We start from the raw sequence: 17,017 nt of genomic DNA on the forward strand, positions 1-17,017 counted from the left end.
CGTGGCCGAGCCGCCTGCGGACGGCTCGGCCACGCTCTGGTTCGTCAGGGGGTCAGCCGGGTTGCCGGGCTGTCACCCGGCAGGCCCGACATGTCGACCTCGACCTGCGGCAACGGGGTGGTCCCGAGGAGACGGCCGTCCCTGGCGTACGCGGTGAAGGTGGCCGACTGGTCCGGCGCTATCCGGGTGATGCCGGCGTTCGACGCGTCGAGGGTGACCATCGCTGGAGCTGCGCCACCGATCGTGACCGTGACGCGGGCCGCGTCGGGCGGGGCGATCACGCGCACCTGATCGGTTGGCGTGCCGGTGCCGGTGTCGGCCCGGAGACGCCAGCCGATTGGTCGCTGGTCGGCGCCGCCGGCCGGCAGCAGCAGTCGCAGGTCGGTCCACCATCCGGTCCGTTCGTCGCCGTGCCTGGCGTACGCGATCACGCCGCCGCCGGCCGGCTGCACGGTGAGCAGCGTGGCCGCGTGGCCGCGCTCGCTGCCCGACCACCGCACCCGTACCGTCGTCCCGGCGGCTGGCAGGCGGCTGTCGAGCAGTGCCGATTGGACGAAGTCGCGCAGGTTGGCGTCGTTCAGCGGCGTACCTCGGACGCCCTGTCGGGCGGCGGTGAGCAGGAAGTCCATCTCCGGGCCGGTCGGGTCGATCGCGTCGTACGGGCCGCCGCCCAACCCTTCCTGAAAGAGCACGTGATCGCCTCGGCTGACCCGGACGACGGGTTCGTTGCGAAGCGGCGTGTCAGGCAGAACGGCGATCCCCACGCCACTTCCGTCGGTCCTCGCGAGGTTCTGGTACTCCAGCGTTCCCCTCGACGTGTACCGAGGGTCGCCAGTGATGAGCACGGTGGACTCGGTCGGCCCGACCACAACCGCGTATCCGCCCCGGTCGGTGCCGGGCTGCATCAGGGTCATCACCGGGTTGTCGACGTCCTCGCTGTGGCCGGCATAGCGCATCTCTCGGGCGCTGGCCCCGGCCGGACCGACGTACCAGAACAGTGCCTGCTTGGTCAGTAGGCCGAACCGTAGCGGCACCGCGACCAGCGCGACCCGGTGGCCCGGCTGGTCACTGCCGTAGAGCAGACGAATCTGGTCACGATCGCCCACCTTCCAGCCTCCCAACGAGGCGTCGATTCGCGCCGGCAGATCCGTGCTGATCCGCGCCTGGAGGGTTTTCAGCCAGGCTTGATCTCCGGTCAGCGCCCCCCGTGGTGGCGCGTCGAGCAGCGCCGCCGGGGCGGCGGCGACCGCGATGCCAGGTGCCCATCCGGGCAGGGGCACCACGTTGGTCTGGACCCCGACGAGCGCGACCCCGACTACGGCGGCCGCAGCCGCCCGGATCAGCCGCGTCCGCCGGTGCCGTCGCTCGCGCCGGGCAAACCCCGGCCACGGGTCCTCAGGTACGCCGACGCCGTGCGCGGCCTGCCGCAGCGCGGGACTGAGCGTCGAGTGAGCAAAGCTCTCGGTCATGCCAGTTCCTCCTCGAGCCGAACCGGAGTCTGAAAGTCGGGTAGGGCGAATTCGCCCCGCAGCCGGGCCAGACCGCGCGACGCCTGGCTCTTCACCGAGCCGACGGAGCAGCCAAGAACCTTGGCGGTGTCCACCTCGCTGAGGTCCTCGAAGTAGCGCAGCACCAGAACCGCCTGGGTCCTGGGCGGCAACCGCCGCAGCGCGGTGAGAAGCCATTGCCGCTCCTCCACCTGCGCGTAGGCGTCACCCGTCGGCGCGCTGTCGGAGGTCAGCAGCGGCACCTCCAACGGCCGCCGTCGACGCCGCCAGGAAATCGCCGTGTTGACCATCGCCCGACGTACGTAGACCTCAGGCGCGTCTCTGCGCAGCACCCGCCCCCAGCGCCGATGGGTCTTCTCCAGCGCCGACTGCACCAGGTCCTCGGCTGTCCCCCGATCGCCAGTCAGCAGGTAGGCGGTTCGGAGCAACGGCCCCCATTGTCGTTGTACGAACAGCCGGAACTGTTCGTCGTCCTCGCGCCGACTCACGCCACCTCCAGGTCGTGTCCGCCTCGCATCCGCGAGCGGATGCAGGGTGAGACGCGATCGGCGGCGTCCGAGGTTGAGTGGGAGGGCCTTGTCTCGCCAGTTTGCACCCTGCATCGCCGTAGCCGTTGGCGCCGGGTGATCGTCCACGCTGGTTGCCCCTATCGTCGAGGCATGCCCCGCGAGACCATTGAATTTGTCGCTCGATCCCGCGTCATCACCGCAACGGCGGTTCTGCAGCAGCTGATCGATCTGCGCGCATACCCGCACCGGCACCTTGCCGTGGCCGCCTATGCCGCTGGTGGCAGCAGCATCAGCCAGGCACTCGCCGCCGCCGACTTCCTCAGCCGAACGGGATGGGAACTCATTAATGTGACGCAGGTCGGGAGTGGCAACACAATGCACGCGATCATGCGACGCCGATGAGTCAGCAACTGTCGGGTAGCGGCAACGCGACATTGTGCCCCTGCCCGCCGGCCGCGCTGTCGTCGTACGCGGCAAACTGCGCCGCCCGCGTCGTCTCCCTCGCCGCCGCGCGTTGACCGCCCGGCAACGCAGCCCGCCCACCGGATGGCAACATGGTCTTGGTGAACGCTGTTCCGGACTGGCACGCCTGGCACCTGCCCTACGACGACGACACATCGCCGCTGTCGCAAAGGCTTCGGCTCGTTCGGCAGCACATCAACGATTGGCTCGACCAACGGCCGGAGGCCTCACTCCGGGTCGTCAGCGTCTGCGCGGGACAAGGGCATGACCTCATCGGCGCCCTCGCGCCGAGATCAGACGCTCATCGGGTACGCGCAGAGCTGATCGAGTACGACCCTCGCAACGTGGCCGCAGCCCGGATGGGTATCGCCGCAGCCAGGCTCGACGGGATCACCGCCACCGAGGCCGATGCGGGCGACTTCGCCGCCTACCACACGGCAGCCCCTGCCGATCTGGTCGTTCTCGCTGGAGTGCTGGGCAACATCAGTGATGAGGACGTACGGGCAACGATCAACGCCCTGCCTCGGCTGTGCGCCTCCGAGGCAACCGTGATCTGGACCAGAACCCGCCGCGATCCTGATCTCACCCCGGCGATACGCGGCTGGTTCACCGACGCCGGCTTCGCTGAGGAGGCGTTTCACGCCCCAGCTGGCGTGCTGTTCTCTGTTGGCGTTCATCGCTTTCACGGTCGACCTCAGCCGACCCCACCGAGCGGCAGAATCTTCACATTTGTTGCGTGAGTCGCCGACCGTCGATGGCGTACTTGTTGCCCGACACCGTGGTACGGCGATGGCCGCATGCCCCCGCTGCACCAGGGGCGGCCTCCGCGCAGTGGCGAGGCCTGCCCGCATCGGTCTCGGGTCAGCTCAGCGTGAAGCGGTAGCTGCCCAGTCGTGCCATCAGAACGGGGTCGTTCGCGGATGAACTGCTCGGCCAGCTGGCGATGGTGTTCATGTCGCAGCTGCGGTAGTGATCGCAGGCCCGGAAGGAGTAGGCGGCGACGATGGGCTCGGTGATTGTTGCATGGGTGACCGATTCGTCGCCGGAGAGCCGTTGGTAGTAGAGGATCTTGTGCCCGGGATTGCTCATGGCTGTCGCGCTGGTCTCCGAGACGACGACGTCCGCGTAGGACCCGATCAGGGTCCAGTCTGTGCCGGTACCGTCGGCCTGGGGGTTGTTCGCCGACCAGGTGCGATAGAAGGCCGAGTTGGCGGCCATCTGGCTGCACTGGTGGGTGAAGGCCCCGCAGCCCAGCGCCAGCACGTCGGAGATGCCGGCGAACGGCGAGGCGAGCGTGGAGACGTCCTCCACGTAGATGTAGGGGGCCCAGCCGACGAGATTTCGTTGGGTCCCCGAGATTGCCGCCATGGTGACGAGGCCACCCATCGAGTGGGCCACCACGTCGACGGCGACCCCGAAGCGCGCGTAGCGGTGGTAGATCTCCCAACTGAGTAGCCGGCCCAACTCCTCGATCGGGGTGTCGTGCGTGCCCTCTACGAGCCGGACATCGCAGTTGGTGTCCCCCTGGTAGAAGCCGACGGTTCTGGTGATCTCGGCGTAGGCGGGGTCCCCGTCCAGGCGGAAGTCGGCGACGGCGTTGGCCCAGTAGGAGTGGTTGCAGTCCGTCCCGGAGCCCCAGACGTATCCGTGGACGAAGTAGACCGGCTTGGTCAGGCCGTCGGTGCGGCCAGGAGTGCCAGGAATGGTGGACGCTGGCAGGGAGAGGTCGCCGACCGTCCCGAAACCCACCCGAACGACGGCGGTGCCGCCGCCAGCGTAGGCCACCGACCAGCTCCCATCCCTTGGACGGAAGATGGTCAGGTCCGAGGAGCCGTCGCCGTCGAAGTCGCCCGGCACCGGCATGTCGTCGTAACCACCCCACGACGAGCGCAGCACCGTGGTGCCGCCCCCGCCCCCGCCCTGGCTGAGCAGCCACTGCCCGGCTGCCGGACGGTAGAGGAGCATGTCGCTGCGGCGATCACCGTCGTAGTCGCCGGGGACGGGAATGTCGCTGCGACTGCCGCCGACCGTCCTGATTGTCGTGGTGCCACCGCCGGCGTAGGCAGCGAGCCAGCTTCCGTCGGGGCGGAACACCACCATGTCGAAGCGGCCGTCGCCGTTGTAGTCGCCCGGCACCGGGATGTCTCCGGGCCCGCCTCAGTTGTTCTTGAGTACCGCCGTGCCACCACTGCTGTAGGCGACCGACCAACTGCCGTCCGAGGCGCGGAACACCATCATGTCGTCACGGCCGTCGCCGTTGTAGTCGCCGGGGACCGGGAGGTCACCCTGGATGCCCCAATTGGTCTTGAGTACCGCCGTACCGCCGCCGGTGTAGGCGACGGACCAGCTGCCGTCCCAGGGACGGAAGACGGCGATGTCGGTCAACGCATCGCCGTTGTAGTCGCCCGGAACCACCTCGTCGCGCAACTCACCCCAGCCGGTACGAAGCGTCACCTGCGTGCCGCCGGTGTAGCCCACCCGCCAGGTGCCACCGTTGGGGCCGGGGCGGTAGTAGGCGGGATCGGTCCTACCGTCACCGTCATAGTCACCGACCCGTGCGGGCGCCGTGGCGTGAGCGGCCGTCGCGGGTAGGACCACCAGCGATGCCAGCGCGGCCAGCAGGGCGATGAGCGCGATGCTGGTTGCTCGGACGGAACTGCTACGGCGGTCTGATCCCACGGCTGGCCTCCGTTGTGCCTCGACACACGATCAGGCCCGGTGACCGCCACGAGTGGCGATCGCCGGGCCTACCCCCGTTCAGGTCATCGGCTCGCCCCCCAGGTGCTTCGGGCCGCAACCTCTGGTCAAAGGATTCCGGCCGTCACTAAGCGCTCTCCTAACTGCCGACTATGTCGCCGACATACTCGAGACCGACCCGACGTCACTACATCGCGGCTCAGCCACGGCTATGTGGATCACACGGTCCGGCGTCTCTCAGCACGCACCGCGCTTTCACTGGTCAGTTGGGACGATCGACGCTCACCTCTGGACCCGGCACCGGCGGACCGGCAGAATCGACGACGGCGTTTCGGTTGCCGGTTGACGGGGAGAACGCGTCTCATCGACGCAGGATTGATGTGGATATGGACGCATCCGCGTCTGAGGTACGCGTCGGTGAGCTCGTTGCGCGCCACCGCCGAAGGATCGGGTTCACTCAGGACGCGCTCGCCGAACGCAGCGGCGTCAGCGTTCGGACCCTCCGCGACATCGAGAAGGATCGGGTACGGCATCCGCACGTTGATTCGCTGGAGCGTCTGGCCGCCGCACTTGAGTTGTCGGCGGACGACCGGAGCGAGCTGCTCTCGGCCGCGAGGGTCGACAGCCGGCTCGGCGGCGACCAGGTCCGCATCGACGTGCTCGGGCCGCTGGTGGTTCGCCGCGGTGGCAGATCCGTCACCATCGCGACGTCGGCCCAGCGAGGGTTACTCGGACTGCTGGCGCTGCGGCTCAACCGGCCGGTCGGCCGCGACGAGATCGTGGAGATGCTCTGGGGCAGCACGCCGCCCAAGACCGCCGTCACCCAGATCCACATGGCGATCGGCCAACTCCGCTCGATGCTGGAGCCTCTTCGCCCGCAGCGCTCACCCGGAGGGATGATCCAGCTCAACCACGCCGGCTACCTGCTGCACCTGGCCGATGAACACCTCGATCTCACCCGATTCACCGCCATGCTCGGGCGGGCCCGGTCCCTGCGGAAGGAGCGGCCGACCGAGGCGTTGGACCTGCTCGACCAGGCGTTGCGCTGCTGGCGTGGCCCGGTGTTGGCCGATGCCAACCCGAGGCTGCGCGACCATCCGGTCGCTCGTGCGGCGGGCCAGCTGCGCCTGGACGCGGCCCTACTCCTGGCCGACGTCGCCATCGAGATACGCCGCTACGACCGGGCCGTGGCACCGCTGCGCCACCTCGCGCAGGACGAGCCCTATCACGAGGGGGTGCACGCCCGGCTCATGCTGGCGCTCACCGGAGGCGGTGAGCGGGCCACAGCGCTACGGCTCTTCGCCGAGGTGCGCGAGCGCCTGATTGAGGAGCTCGGGGTGGAACCGGCTCAGGAGTTGCAGAGCGCGCACCTCCGGGTCCTGCGCGACGAGGTGCCCGAGCAGGACGACGACCACGATGATGACGAGTCTCCAGGGCTGGTCCGCAGGCTACGACTCGCCCGGTCGGTGGCGGTGCCCTCGATGCTGCCACCGGACATCGCCGACTTCACCGGCCGCGACAGGGCTGTCGACGAGTTGTTGACGCTGCTGACCGCTGGCTCGTCGACCCTGGTGATCGCGGCGATCACCGGCATGGGTGGGATCGGCAAGACGGCGCTTGCCGTGCACGTGGCGCACCTGGCCGCGGAGACCTACCCGGATGGTCGGCTGTACGTGAACCTGCGCGGTTCGGAGCTGCGCCCGATGGAGCCGGGTGAGGTCCTGGCGAGGTTCCTGCGCGCACTTGGCGTCGACAACCGGGCGGTGCCCGACGACGTGGTGGAACGCGCGGCCCTGTACCGCAGCCGTCTCGCCGACCGTCGAGTGCTTGTCGTCCTGGACAACGCGGCTTCCGAGGAGCAGGTCCGGCCGCTGCTGCCCGGCGCGGCCACCTGCGCGGTGCTCATCACCGGCCGAACCCGGCTCACCGGCGTCGAGGGTGCGCGCCTGATCGACCTCGACGTGTTCGATCCGGACAACGCGCTGCGCCTGTTGGGCCGGATCGCCGGCTCGCAACGGGTCGGAGCGGAGCAGGTCGACGCGGCCGAAGTCGTGCGGCTGTGTGGAGGACTGCCGCTGGCCGTACGGGTCGCCGGTGCTCGCCTCACCGCCCGGCCCGGGTGGCGACTGGCGCACCTCGCGGAGCTGCTCGCCGACGAGAGGCGCAGACTCGACCGGCTTGCCGCAGGTGACTTGGAGGTCCGCGCGTCACTGGCGTTGAGCTATCAGGGCCTGCCCGAGGCCGCCGGACGGCTGTTTCGGATGCTCGGGTTGTTCACCATGCAGGATTTTCCGGCCTGGTTGCCGGCCTGCCTGCTGGGCACCTCCCTCGACGATGCCACCGAACACGTCGACGCGTTGGTCGACGCCCAGCTGCTGGCGATGGTGGGGTCCGATCAGATCGGGCAGATCCGCTACCGCTTCCACGACCTCGTACGCCTCTATGCACGGGAACGCGCCGAGGCTGAGGACGGCGCGGACCGCTGCGCGGCGGTGCTGGCGCGCGGGCTCGGGGCCTGGCTGGCGTTCGCCGAGCGAATGGCGACCGACGTGCCCGGTCCCTGCTACGCGGCGATCCACGGGTCGGCACCCCGTACCCCGATCGGGTTCGTGACTGACGGGTCGATGCCCCGGTTCGAGGCGTTGGACTGGTTCGACGCCGAACGCTCGGCGCTGCGGGCCGCGATCCGGCAGGCCTGCGATCTTGGCCTGGACGAGCTGGCGTTCGGGCTGGCCGGGTGCATGGAGAAATACTTCGACATCCGCGGGATGTACCTCGAGTGGGCTGCCACCAACGAGTTGGTGCTGCAAACCTGCCAGCGAAACGACAACGTCCTCGGCGCGGCCGTCATGCTGCGCGGTCTCGTGGACGTGCGCACCTGGAGTTCGGGTCAACAGGCTGGCGAGGCGATGGCGGCCCTACGGGCGGACGGGGCCCGGCTGCTGGAGATGTTCACCAGTCTGGGAGAGCGGCGGGGCATGGCGGACGCCGCCGTCATCTGTTCCTGGGGCCTGAGCGCACAGGGCGCGGTAGAGGAGGCGGTGGCGATGGGAGAACGCTCGCTCCGCCTTGCCGAGGAGACCGGCCATCTCGGCGGGCAGGCCCGCGCCCACGTCGCGCTCGCGGTCGCCCATGGCGAGCAGACCCGGCTGGACCAGGCCTTAGCCCACCTCAACGCCGCACTGGCGCTGGCCCGCGCACTCGGTACTCCGCGCTACGAGTCGACCGTGCTGCAGTTCCTCGGTATGGCCCATCGGGAGGCCGGCGACCTCGACCTGAGCCGCCAAGCCCTGGCCGAGTCGTTGGCTATCTCCGGGCGCTACCGCGACCACTACGCCGAGGTGTTGACGATGCTGGCGTTGGCCCGCGTCCACCTGAGCAGCGGTGACCCGGACATGGCCCGGGACGCCGCGGCGTCCTCCCTCGTACTGGCTCGCGAGTACACGATGACCCACCACATCGCGGACGCGCTCCAGGTGCTCGGTGAGATCGAGCTGGCTGAGGGGCGTCCGGACGAGGCCGTTGAGCACCTGGAGGAGTCGGTGCGGCTGTGGCGGACACGCGGCTGGCCCTCGTTCCTGGCCGCGGCGCTGACGATCATCGGCACGGCATACCGGGAGAACGACCCTCCCGCCGCGCGCCGCGCCTGGACGGAGGCGCTCGGCATCTACGCCGGCCTCGGCGATGGCACTCGCGCCGAGGCGGTGGCCGTCCTGCGCGCGGGGCTGGAGTAGGTCGCTCACTCGGCAGGGGGCGAGAGATCGCTCTGGTGACGGAGGCGGTGCTCCCGGTGTCGATGCGATGGTCAGGCCACCACCGGGGCGGCACCGACATCAGCGGGGAGAGGTCATGAGCAAGCATGCTGTGCGGGCGGCACGGATGTTCGACGGCGAGCGGCTCGTCGACGGCGGGGTGCTGGTCCTGCTCGACGGCGGGCGCATCGCTGGCGTACACCAGGGTTGGGCCGAGGCGCCGGAAGGCTGGCCGCTGCGCGAGGAGCCGGACGGCACGCTGCTGCCCGGCTTGGTCGACGCGCACGTACACCTGTGCGCCGATGCTGGGCCTGATGCGCTAGGCCGGCTCGCGCAGCGTCCCGAGACAGACCACGATGCGGTCGTCGAAGCATCGCTGCGTGCGCACCTGGCGGCCGGCGTCACGACGGTCCGGGACCTGGGCGACCAGCGCGACGCGGTGCTCCGATGGCGGGAACGGGGGGTGCGTGACGACCTGCCAACGGTGGTGGGGTCGGGGGCGCCGGTCACCAGCGTCGGCGGGCACTGCTGGTCGATGGGGGGCGAGGCGAGCGGTGTCGACGGGGTCCGCGAGGCCGTTCGGCTGCGGGCGGCGGCCGGCGCGGACCTGGTGAAGGTCATGGCCAGCGGTGGGGTGTTCACCCCCGGCACCGACACCACCCGGCCGCAGTTCACCGACCAGGAGCTGGCCGCCGCACTGACCCAGGCGCATGATCTGGGCCTGCCGGTGACCGCGCACGCGCACGCGCTCAGCGCGGTGGAGCAGGCGTTGCGCATCGGTGTCGACGGCATCGAGCACTGCACGTGCGTGACCGCGACCGGCGCCCACGTCCCCGCCGAGCTGGCGGACCGGCTGGCCGCGTCCGGGGTGGCGGCCTGTCCCACACTCGGCACCGACCCGGCCGTGGTCACGCCACCGGAGGTGGTCGAGATGGCGGCGCGGGCCGGGCTCAGCGAGGCCGCGCTGCGCGAGGGCGCTGCCACCCTGCACCGGGCCGGGGTCCGTCTGGTGGCCGGTTCGGACGCGGGCCTCGGCCCCGCGAAGCCGCACGGGATCCTGCCGGAGACGCTCGTCGAGTACGTGGCCTGCGGAATTTCCGCCGCCGCTGCCCTCACCGCGGCCACCTCGGTCGGTGCCGAGGTGTGTGGTCTCGGGCAGCGCAAGGGCCGCGTCCGCCCCGGATTCGAGGCCGACCTGCTGGTCGTGCAGGGCGACCCGACGAGCGACATCACGGTGCTGCGCCGCCCGCTCGCCGTGTACCGCGCCGGCGATCCGGTGGCCTGACGACGTCACCGGGTCGAGGTGATTCGGCCAGGCGAGCGGCCAACACGCCTTGACAGTCGTCGATGTTAACGCCAACATGAAGTCCGCCACCTGGCCGCAACGCCGCCGTCACATTCCCAGCCCTTCGCTGGTCAGTGGCCGCCCCAATCTCGCGGAGGACAGATGCCGCTGCCACTTGATCGCACCGACCCGGTCATCCGCCGAGCCGGCCGCCATGGCCCTCGACGTCTGCGGTCGGTGCTGGCCGCGATGCTGGTGGTGCTCGCCGTGTCGGCCGGCCTGCCCGTGGCCGGGCCGGCGCACGCCGCACCGGCCGTCAACTACACCAACCCGCTGGTGAACCAGCGGGCCGATCCGCACATCTTCCGGCACACCGACGGCTACTACTACCTGACCGCGACGGTGCCGCAGTACGACCGGATCGTGCTGCGACGCGCGACCACCCTGCAGGGGTTGGCGACGGCGGCGGAGACGACGATCTGGAACCGGCACACCAGCGGAGAGATGGGCGCCCACATCTGGGCGCCAGAGATCCACTTCATCAACAACCGGTGGTACGTCTACTTCGCCGCCGGCCGGACCGATGACGTGTGGCGAATCCGGATGTACGTGCTGGAGAACGCCAACGCGAATCCGCTGACCGGTTCGTGGACCGAGCGCGGCCGGATCACCACCCCCTGGGACACCTTCAGCCTGGACGCCTCGACCTTCGTCGCCAACGGGGTGCGCTATCTGACCTGGGCACAGCAGGAGCCGAGCACGCCCAACAACTCCAACGTCTACCTCGCCCGAATGGGTGCCAACCCGTGGCAGATCACGGGCACCGTGACCCGGCTCGTCGTGCCCACGTACGACTGGGAGACCCGCGGCTACCGGGTCGCCGAGGGGCCGGCGGTGGTCCAACGCAACGGCCGTCTCTTCCTGACCTACTCGGCCAGCGCCACGGACGCCAACTACTGCCTGGGCATGCTGAGCGCCTCGGCCACCGCGAACCTGCTCGACGCCGCCTCCTGGAGCAAGAGCCCCAGCCCGGTGTTCGCCAGCAACGCGGCCACCGGCCAGTACGGCCCCGGCCACAACTCGTTCACCGTCTCCGAGGATGGGCAGAGCGACATCCTCGTCTACCACGACCGGAACTACCGCGACATCAGCGGCGATCCGCTCAACGATCCGAACCGACGTACCAGGCTGCAGAAGGTCTACTGGAACGCCGATGGCACCCCGAACTTCGGCATCCCGGTGCCGGACGGGGCCACGCCGGTTCGGCTGCGCTCACATGACCAGACCAGCAGCTACATCCGGCACTACGACTATCGGGCCCGGATCGAGCCGAACGTGACCAACCTGGCCGACTCCCAGTTCCGCATCGTCAACGGCCTGGCTGGCAGCGGATCGGTGTCGCTGGAGTCGACAAACTTCCCCGGTTACTACCTACGCCACCGGGGCTACGCCCTGTACGTCGAGAAGAACGACGGCTCGGCGCTGTTCGGCGGCGATGCGAGCTTCCGCCGCCAGGCCGGCCTCGTCGACAGCGCCGGGATCTCGCTGGAGTCGCAGAACTTCCCGGGCCGATACGTGCGCCACCGCGACGGACTGCTCTATATCGAGGCGGTCAGTTCGAGCGCCGACCGCGGCTCGGCCACCTTCCACCTGGAGTAACTCACGGCGGCCGCTGACGGGGGTGCTGGAAGCTGCGCCGGCCCGGGCGGGTCGCCGGGTTTCGCCGCCTGTCGCCTTCGGGTAGCGGATGGCTCATGAACCGCAATCTCGTCAAGGCGTTGCAGGTGGCGTGGGAGCTGCCGGAGTTCCGCACCGGGGTACGACACGTCGTCGACCTCGATGAGGTCGCGGTGCTGCTGGCCACGCTCTCCGTCCCCGACCATGACCACGAGGTAGAGCGCAGCCTGCTGAGCCTGCTGCGCTCCGCCCTGGACACGGTCGAGATTCGGGAAGCGGTGTTGCTCCTGCTGGAGCAGGACGAGGTACGCCGACCGCTCGTCGCGGCGGCGGTGCAGCCGCTCGCGGACCGGCCGGGCCAGGCTGCCGCCATCGCTTCGGCGGCCGAGGATCCCGCGGTGCGGCGGGAGGTGCGGGCGGTGCTGGCCAGCGCCAAGGTGCGCGAGCTGATCTGGCAGGCGATCGAGAATCAGCTCAGCGACGACCGGTTCGGTCTGATCCGCCGGGCGGCGGTGCTGTTCGTGCGGCACCCGAGCGTCCGGCGCCTCGCCTGGGCCCTGCGCCGGCACGGGGTGTTACGCGAACTACGCCGCAAGCGGTGAGCCACGCCAGCCAATGCCATTGGCACGCTCGCTTGACCCCGGACACCAGATCACCGACGACGGCGGGCCATCCACTGCCAGATGTGGGTGCCGTCGACGCTCGGGTCGTTGCGGGCCACGTAGATCCAGGACCAGTGGCCGGGGAACTGGTAGCCATTCCAGACGACGTGGTCGTACAGGCTGATCAATGAGCCTGGGATGAGGTCGTGGGCGTGGATCGTGTTGGTCTCGGGTGGCACGGTGTCGTCGTCGCGCGAGGTGACCAGCCAGGTCGGGGTTCGAATCTTCGCCAGCTCGGCGTCGGTGATCAGCGGCGGACCCTCCCCGCTGAGCGGCTCGACGACGCCGCAGATCGGCACCGACGCGGCGAACAGGTCGGGATAGGTCGTCGTCATCTCCAGGGACATGTATCCGCCGTTGCTGCAACCGACCACGTAGATCCGGTCCGGGTCGACGCGCTTGCGGCGTACGAGGTCTTGAATGATCTCGCGGATCAGCGGGGCGAACCGGGGGCCGTCCTCCATCCAGTAGGACGTGCTCTGCGGAGCGACGACGTACGCGCCGGCGAAGATCCGCTGAGCCTGCGCGGTGGCGAAGCCGAGCGCACCCCGGTTGGCGCGCAGTGTGGTCTCGTTGTCGTAGTAGTCGTCGGGCAGCGAGGCACCCTCGCCGCCACCGTGCAGCCAGACGATCAGCGGCCGCCGACCGCGCTGGCGCGAGTGGTCGGGGGAATACAGCCGGTACTTCAGGCCCGAGCCCGAGACGTGGTGACTGAAGGCGTCCACCTCGGGGTTCGACAGCCCTGCCTGCACGAAGCGGGTGATGGTGATCGGTGAGCCGTGACGCCTGGCGATCGGGGTGTTCTGCGTGATGGTGTAGACGAGGTTCAGCCGGACGTTGCGGCCCCTGCTCAGGATGTAGCCGAGGGTGCCACCCCCGAGTTGACCTTCGGCGTGACTCAGCTCCAGCACGATGTTCCCGTGCCGGTCGAGCCGGGCGGCGACCACCGGACGGTCCACGTCGTACTCGCTGAAGATCTGATCGCCGGGAGCGATCGGGATCGGGCTGGTGGCCTTCGCGTGCACAGTGAACGTGCCGGGGGTCAGCCCGGCCGGGTCGATCGGCCCGAGCCGGCCGGTGTCGAGGGTGACCGAGGTGACCTGCTCACCGCCGTCGAGCGTTCTCGCGTCGAGGGTGAAGCTCACGCTGCTGGAATGGTGGCCGCCGGCGTGGGCGGCGTGGCCGGGCAGGGCCAGGCCGATGGCGGCCCCGGCCCCACCGGCCAGGACGCTGCGACGAGTGACGGACGTGGACATGCGGGCCCCCGTACTTGCGACGTCGACGATCATCGATTAAACCTCACCGTAACGCTGCGGAGATCCGCTGGCAACCGGTGCCGCAACGAGCGATCAGGGCGCCCACGACGCCCTGATCAATCACGGGAGGAGGGCCGTCGCCCGCACGGTCAACTCAGGCGCTGGAACACGGAGAACGGGTAGACCCAGGCGGGGTTGAAGATGAGGCCCAGCCGGTGCAGATACCGCTGGCAGGTGCTCGGCTGCGCCGGGTCGGGGCAGAAGGTCACCCACAGCTCGGAGTAGCCGTCCTTCTCGGTCGGGCTGTAGGTGACGATCTGGTCCCGGACGACGAACTGCATCGAGGTCAGTCGGGGGTCCTGCACGTCGTTGGGGAAGGACAGCGAGGTATCCAGGCCGTACAGCACGATCTCGTTGGAGAACAGGCAGACGCTCGCCTGGAAGTACAGCTCGTAGATGGTGGTGTAGGTGGCTGTCTCGTAGACCTCCTCGGAGACCTCCTCGCGGTAGCAGGGGGTGCCCGGCGGGAACGCGGGTGGCGTGGGCACCGGGATCGCGTTGGTCGTGACGTCACCGGTGGTGCGGGTCGAACTGCCCGATGACGTCACGCGCAGGCTGCCGTCGGCGCAGGCCGCCTTCGCCTTGCAGATGGCCGCGTCGGGCGCCGCCGACGCGGCCGCCGCCGGGACGGTGAGCGTCGCCGCGAGCACGGTCAGGGCCAGGACCAGAGGCTTGAGATGTACGGACACATGACCTCCATTGGTTCGATCAGTGCGCTCTGCACCCGAGCAGGATCGCCGATCGGGTATGACCTCTGGCCGGGATTCCGTACACCGCCGTACACTGACGGACGTCGATTGTCGACTGTGGGGGGCCGGGCGCTGGATGCTGTGACGGCGCGAACGTCCGACGACCTTGCCGCGTTGTTGCGGGCGTTGCGACGCAGGCACGCTCGCCAACAGGGTGACGGTGAGCTGACCTATCGAGAGCTGGCCGCCCGCACCGGCTGGTCGCACACGGCGATCGCGGAATACCTCACCGGGAAGACGCTGCCGCCCACCGACCGGCTCGACGCGCTGGTTCGGCTCCTCGGTGCCACGCCGGCCGAGCAGGGCGCACTAGCCACCGCCCGGGACCGGATCGAGGAGAGCCGCCGCCGCGCGGCACGCGTACCGGACCGGATGGTCCCCCGGCAACTCCCGGCCGACGTGGCCAGTTTCGCCGGGCGTGACGACGAGCTGGCCCGCCTCGACAAGCTCGTCGCCGCGCCCACCGCCGTCGTGGTCGCCGCGATCTCGGGCACCGCCGGGGTGGGCAAGACCGCCCTGGCCGTGCACTGGGCCCATCGCGTCGCCGACCGGTTCGACGACGGTCAGCTCTACGTGAACCTGCGCGGCTTCGATCCGCGCGGGCCGGCGCTGAGCGCGGCGACGGCGTTGCGCGGTTTCCTGGACGCGCTCGGGGTTCCGGCCGCGCGGGTGCCCACCGACCTCGACGCCCAAGCCGCCCTGTACCGCAGCGCGCTGGCCGACAAGCGGATCCTCATCGTGCTGGACAACGCACGGGACGCCGAACAGGTCCGTCCGCTGCTGCCCGGCACACCCACCACCATGGTACTGGTGACCAGCCGCGACCAGCTCACCTCACTGGTCAGCCTCGACGGGGCGCAGCCGCTCCCGCTCAATCTGCTCACCCGTGACGCCGCCAGCCACCTGCTCACCAACCGGCTCGGTGTCGAGCGGGTCACCGCCGAACCGGAAGCCGTCGAGGCGATCATCGCGGCCTGCGCACGCCTACCGCTGGCGTTGAGCATCGCCGCCGCCAGAGCCCAGCAGTCCGGCTTCCCGCTGGGCACCCTCGCGAGTGAGTTGGGGACAGCCGGTCAGCGGTTCGGCGTACTGAATGCCGGTGACGCGGTCGGTGAGGTACGCGCGGTGTTCTCCTGGTCGTACAGAGCGCTCACCCCGCCGGCGGCCGGGCTGTTCCGGCTGCTGGGCCTGCACCCCGGGCCGGACATCACGGTGCCCGCGGCGGCCAGCCTTGCCGGTCTTGCGGCGGATGGAACCCGCCGGTCACTGACCGAGCTGACCCGCGCGAACCTGCTCGCCGAGTACCGGCCCGGCCGGTTCACCGCACACGACCTGCTGCGGGCGTACGCCGCCGAACTCAGCGACGGCACCGATCCGGCGCCAGATCGTGTGGCAGCCACGGTTCGGCTCCTCGACCACTACACCCACACCGCGTACGTCGCCGACGAGCTGCTGCGCCCACAGAGCGACCCGGTCGACCACCTGATGAGGCCACCCGCGGCCGGCGTGGACCCCGAGCGGCCCACCACCCACGCGGAGGCGCTGGCCTGGCTGAGCGCCGAACACCCGGTCCTGCTCGCCGCGCTCCGCCAGTCCGCCGACGCTGGCTTCGACGCACACACCTGGCGGCTGGGGCGGGCCCTCGACACATTCCTGGATCGGCAGGGGCACTGGCACGACCGTGTCGAGACCTGCCAGGCGGCCCTGCTCGCCGCCGAGCGTCTCGGTGACCCGGCCGCGCAGGCGGTCGCGCACCGCTTCCTCGCCGGCGCGCACACCGTGGTCAACAGGTACGCCGACGCATTGGGCCACCTCGAACGGGCCCTCGACCTGTACGTCCGCGCTGGAGACGTGGAGGGCGAGGCGCGTACGCACCAGAACCTCGCCTCGCTGTGGGACCGGCAGGGCGAGCCGCGCAAGGCCCTCGAACACTCGAAGCGGACGCTCGTCCTGGCCCAGGCCGCCGGCCACCGCAGGGCCCAGGCCGATGCGCTCAACGCGGTTGGCTGGTGCCTTGCCCAGCTCGGCGATCACCTTGCGGCGTTGACCTATTGCGAGCAGGCGCTCGACCTCCTGCGACAGCTCGGCGACCAGGCTGGTGAGGCCGCCACCTGGGACAGCCTCGGCTACGCACACCACCACCTTGGCCAGTACGACCGGGCCGTGGAGTGCTACGAGCGCACGCTCGAGCTGGCCCGCGATCTCGGCGACCGCTGGGGCGAGGCGGACACCCTCAGCCGACTCGGCGACACCCGCGACGCCCTCGGCGACCCCACTTCCGCCCGGGCCGATTGGCAGCGGGCATTGGACATCTTCACGGCCCTGCAGCACCCGGACGCCGACGCCGTGCGCGCAAGACTCCACCTCGCGTGATCGACGCCCTCGACCAGCGACCACACC

The 17,017-nt window shown here is 70.0% G+C and carries 13 protein-coding genes; 7 read left to right on the plus strand and 6 right to left on the minus strand.

All coding sequences use genetic code 11. The features are described 5' to 3' along the window. Positions 1-44: 44 nt before the first annotated feature. Positions 45-1,469 carry a hypothetical protein gene (locus IF46_RS0104270; protein WP_030486943.1) on the minus strand — a complete coding sequence of 475 codons (1,425 nt, stop codon included), beginning with the start codon at positions 1,467-1,469 and terminating at the stop codon, positions 45-47. Continuing rightward, the gene (locus IF46_RS0104275; protein WP_030486944.1) at positions 1,466-1,996 is read right to left on the minus strand and encodes a SigE family RNA polymerase sigma factor; all 531 of its coding nucleotides are present in this window, start codon (positions 1,994-1,996) and stop codon (positions 1,466-1,468) included. Before IF46_RS0104275 ends, IF46_RS0104270 begins: the two co-directional genes overlap by 4 nt. A 171-nt stretch (positions 1,997-2,167) precedes the next feature. Here IF46_RS0104275 and IF46_RS0104280 point away from each other — a divergent pair, with 171 nt between their 5' ends. Continuing rightward, complete coding sequence (locus tag IF46_RS0104280; protein ID WP_030486945.1) at positions 2,168-2,419, plus strand: hypothetical protein; 252 nt, start codon at positions 2,168-2,170, stop codon at positions 2,417-2,419. Positions 2,420-2,571: 152 nt separating this feature from the next. Next, a complete protein-coding gene (locus IF46_RS0104285; RefSeq protein ID WP_030486946.1) occupies positions 2,572-3,219 on the plus strand; it encodes a class I SAM-dependent methyltransferase family protein in 648 nt (215 codons plus the stop codon). Between the two features lie 121 nt (positions 3,220-3,340). Here IF46_RS0104285 and IF46_RS33055 read toward each other — a convergent pair whose 3' ends face one another. Both IF46_RS33055 and IF46_RS32200 read right to left on the minus strand, forming a co-directional pair. Beyond that, positions 3,341-4,615: an FG-GAP-like repeat-containing protein gene (locus tag IF46_RS33055; protein ID WP_051723629.1), complete on the minus strand. Its 1,275-nt coding sequence runs from the start codon at positions 4,613-4,615 to the stop codon at positions 3,341-3,343. Positions 4,616-4,636: 21 nt separating this feature from the next. Continuing rightward, positions 4,637-5,158, minus strand: a complete 522-nt coding sequence (locus IF46_RS32200; RefSeq protein ID WP_051723630.1) for an FG-GAP repeat domain-containing protein — start codon at positions 5,156-5,158, stop codon at positions 4,637-4,639. A 404-nt stretch (positions 5,159-5,562) separates the two neighbouring features. Between IF46_RS32200 and IF46_RS0104295 the strand changes: the two genes are divergently transcribed. The 4 genes from IF46_RS0104295 to IF46_RS0104310 all read left to right on the plus strand — a co-directional run bounded on the left by IF46_RS0104295 (position 5,563) and on the right by IF46_RS0104310 (position 12,492). Next, complete coding sequence (locus tag IF46_RS0104295; RefSeq protein WP_051723631.1) at positions 5,563-8,910, plus strand: BTAD domain-containing putative transcriptional regulator; 3,348 nt, start codon at positions 5,563-5,565, stop codon at positions 8,908-8,910. A gap of 115 nt (positions 8,911-9,025) precedes the next feature. Further along, positions 9,026-10,213 carry an amidohydrolase family protein gene (locus IF46_RS0104300; protein WP_030486948.1) on the plus strand — a complete coding sequence of 396 codons (1,188 nt, stop codon included), beginning with the start codon at positions 9,026-9,028 and terminating at the stop codon, positions 10,211-10,213. Positions 10,214-10,375: 162 nt separating this feature from the next. Then, positions 10,376-11,872, plus strand: a complete 1,497-nt coding sequence (locus IF46_RS0104305) for a family 43 glycosylhydrolase (protein ID WP_051723632.1) — start codon at positions 10,376-10,378, stop codon at positions 11,870-11,872. A gap of 95 nt (positions 11,873-11,967) precedes the next feature. Beyond that, entirely contained in the window at positions 11,968-12,492 is a 525-nt protein-coding gene (locus tag IF46_RS0104310) for a hypothetical protein (protein ID WP_030486950.1), read from the plus strand. Positions 12,493-12,542: 50 nt separating this feature from the next. Here IF46_RS0104310 and IF46_RS0104315 read toward each other — a convergent pair whose 3' ends face one another. Next, positions 12,543-13,808, minus strand: a complete 1,266-nt coding sequence (locus tag IF46_RS0104315; protein ID WP_030486951.1) for a prolyl oligopeptidase family serine peptidase — start codon at positions 13,806-13,808, stop codon at positions 12,543-12,545. Between the two features lie 149 nt (positions 13,809-13,957). Further along, positions 13,958-14,557 (minus strand): hypothetical protein, encoded by a 600-nt coding sequence (locus IF46_RS0104320; RefSeq protein WP_030486952.1) that lies wholly within the window; start codon positions 14,555-14,557, stop codon positions 13,958-13,960. A 141-nt stretch (positions 14,558-14,698) separates the two neighbouring features. Here IF46_RS0104320 and IF46_RS0104325 point away from each other — a divergent pair, with 141 nt between their 5' ends. Then, entirely contained in the window at positions 14,699-16,990 is a 2,292-nt protein-coding gene (locus tag IF46_RS0104325) for an ATP-binding protein (protein WP_051723633.1), read from the plus strand. Positions 16,991-17,017 lie beyond the last annotated feature (27 nt).

The sequence above is a fragment of the Micromonospora chokoriensis genome (assembly GCF_000718555.1).
Taxonomy (GTDB): Bacteria; Actinomycetota; Actinomycetes; order Mycobacteriales; family Micromonosporaceae; genus Micromonospora; species Micromonospora chokoriensis_B.

Coding starts and splice junctions, on each gene's coding strand:
- IF46_RS0104270 (WP_030486943.1), bottom strand. CDS start 1,469: ATGACCGAGAGCTTTGCTCACTCGACGCTCAGTCCCGCGCTGCGGCAG.
- IF46_RS0104280 (WP_030486945.1), top strand. CDS start 2,168: ATGCCCCGCGAGACCATTGAATTTGTCGCTCGATCCCGCGTCATCACC.
- IF46_RS0104285 (WP_030486946.1), top strand. CDS start 2,572: ATGGTCTTGGTGAACGCTGTTCCGGACTGGCACGCCTGGCACCTGCCC.
- IF46_RS0104295 (WP_051723631.1), top strand. CDS start 5,563: ATGGACGCATCCGCGTCTGAGGTACGCGTCGGTGAGCTCGTTGCGCGC.
- IF46_RS0104300 (WP_030486948.1), top strand. CDS start 9,026: ATGAGCAAGCATGCTGTGCGGGCGGCACGGATGTTCGACGGCGAGCGG.
- IF46_RS0104305 (WP_051723632.1), top strand. CDS start 10,376: ATGCCGCTGCCACTTGATCGCACCGACCCGGTCATCCGCCGAGCCGGC.
- IF46_RS0104310 (WP_030486950.1), top strand. CDS start 11,968: ATGAACCGCAATCTCGTCAAGGCGTTGCAGGTGGCGTGGGAGCTGCCG.
- IF46_RS0104315 (WP_030486951.1), bottom strand. CDS start 13,808: ATGTCCACGTCCGTCACTCGTCGCAGCGTCCTGGCCGGTGGGGCCGGG.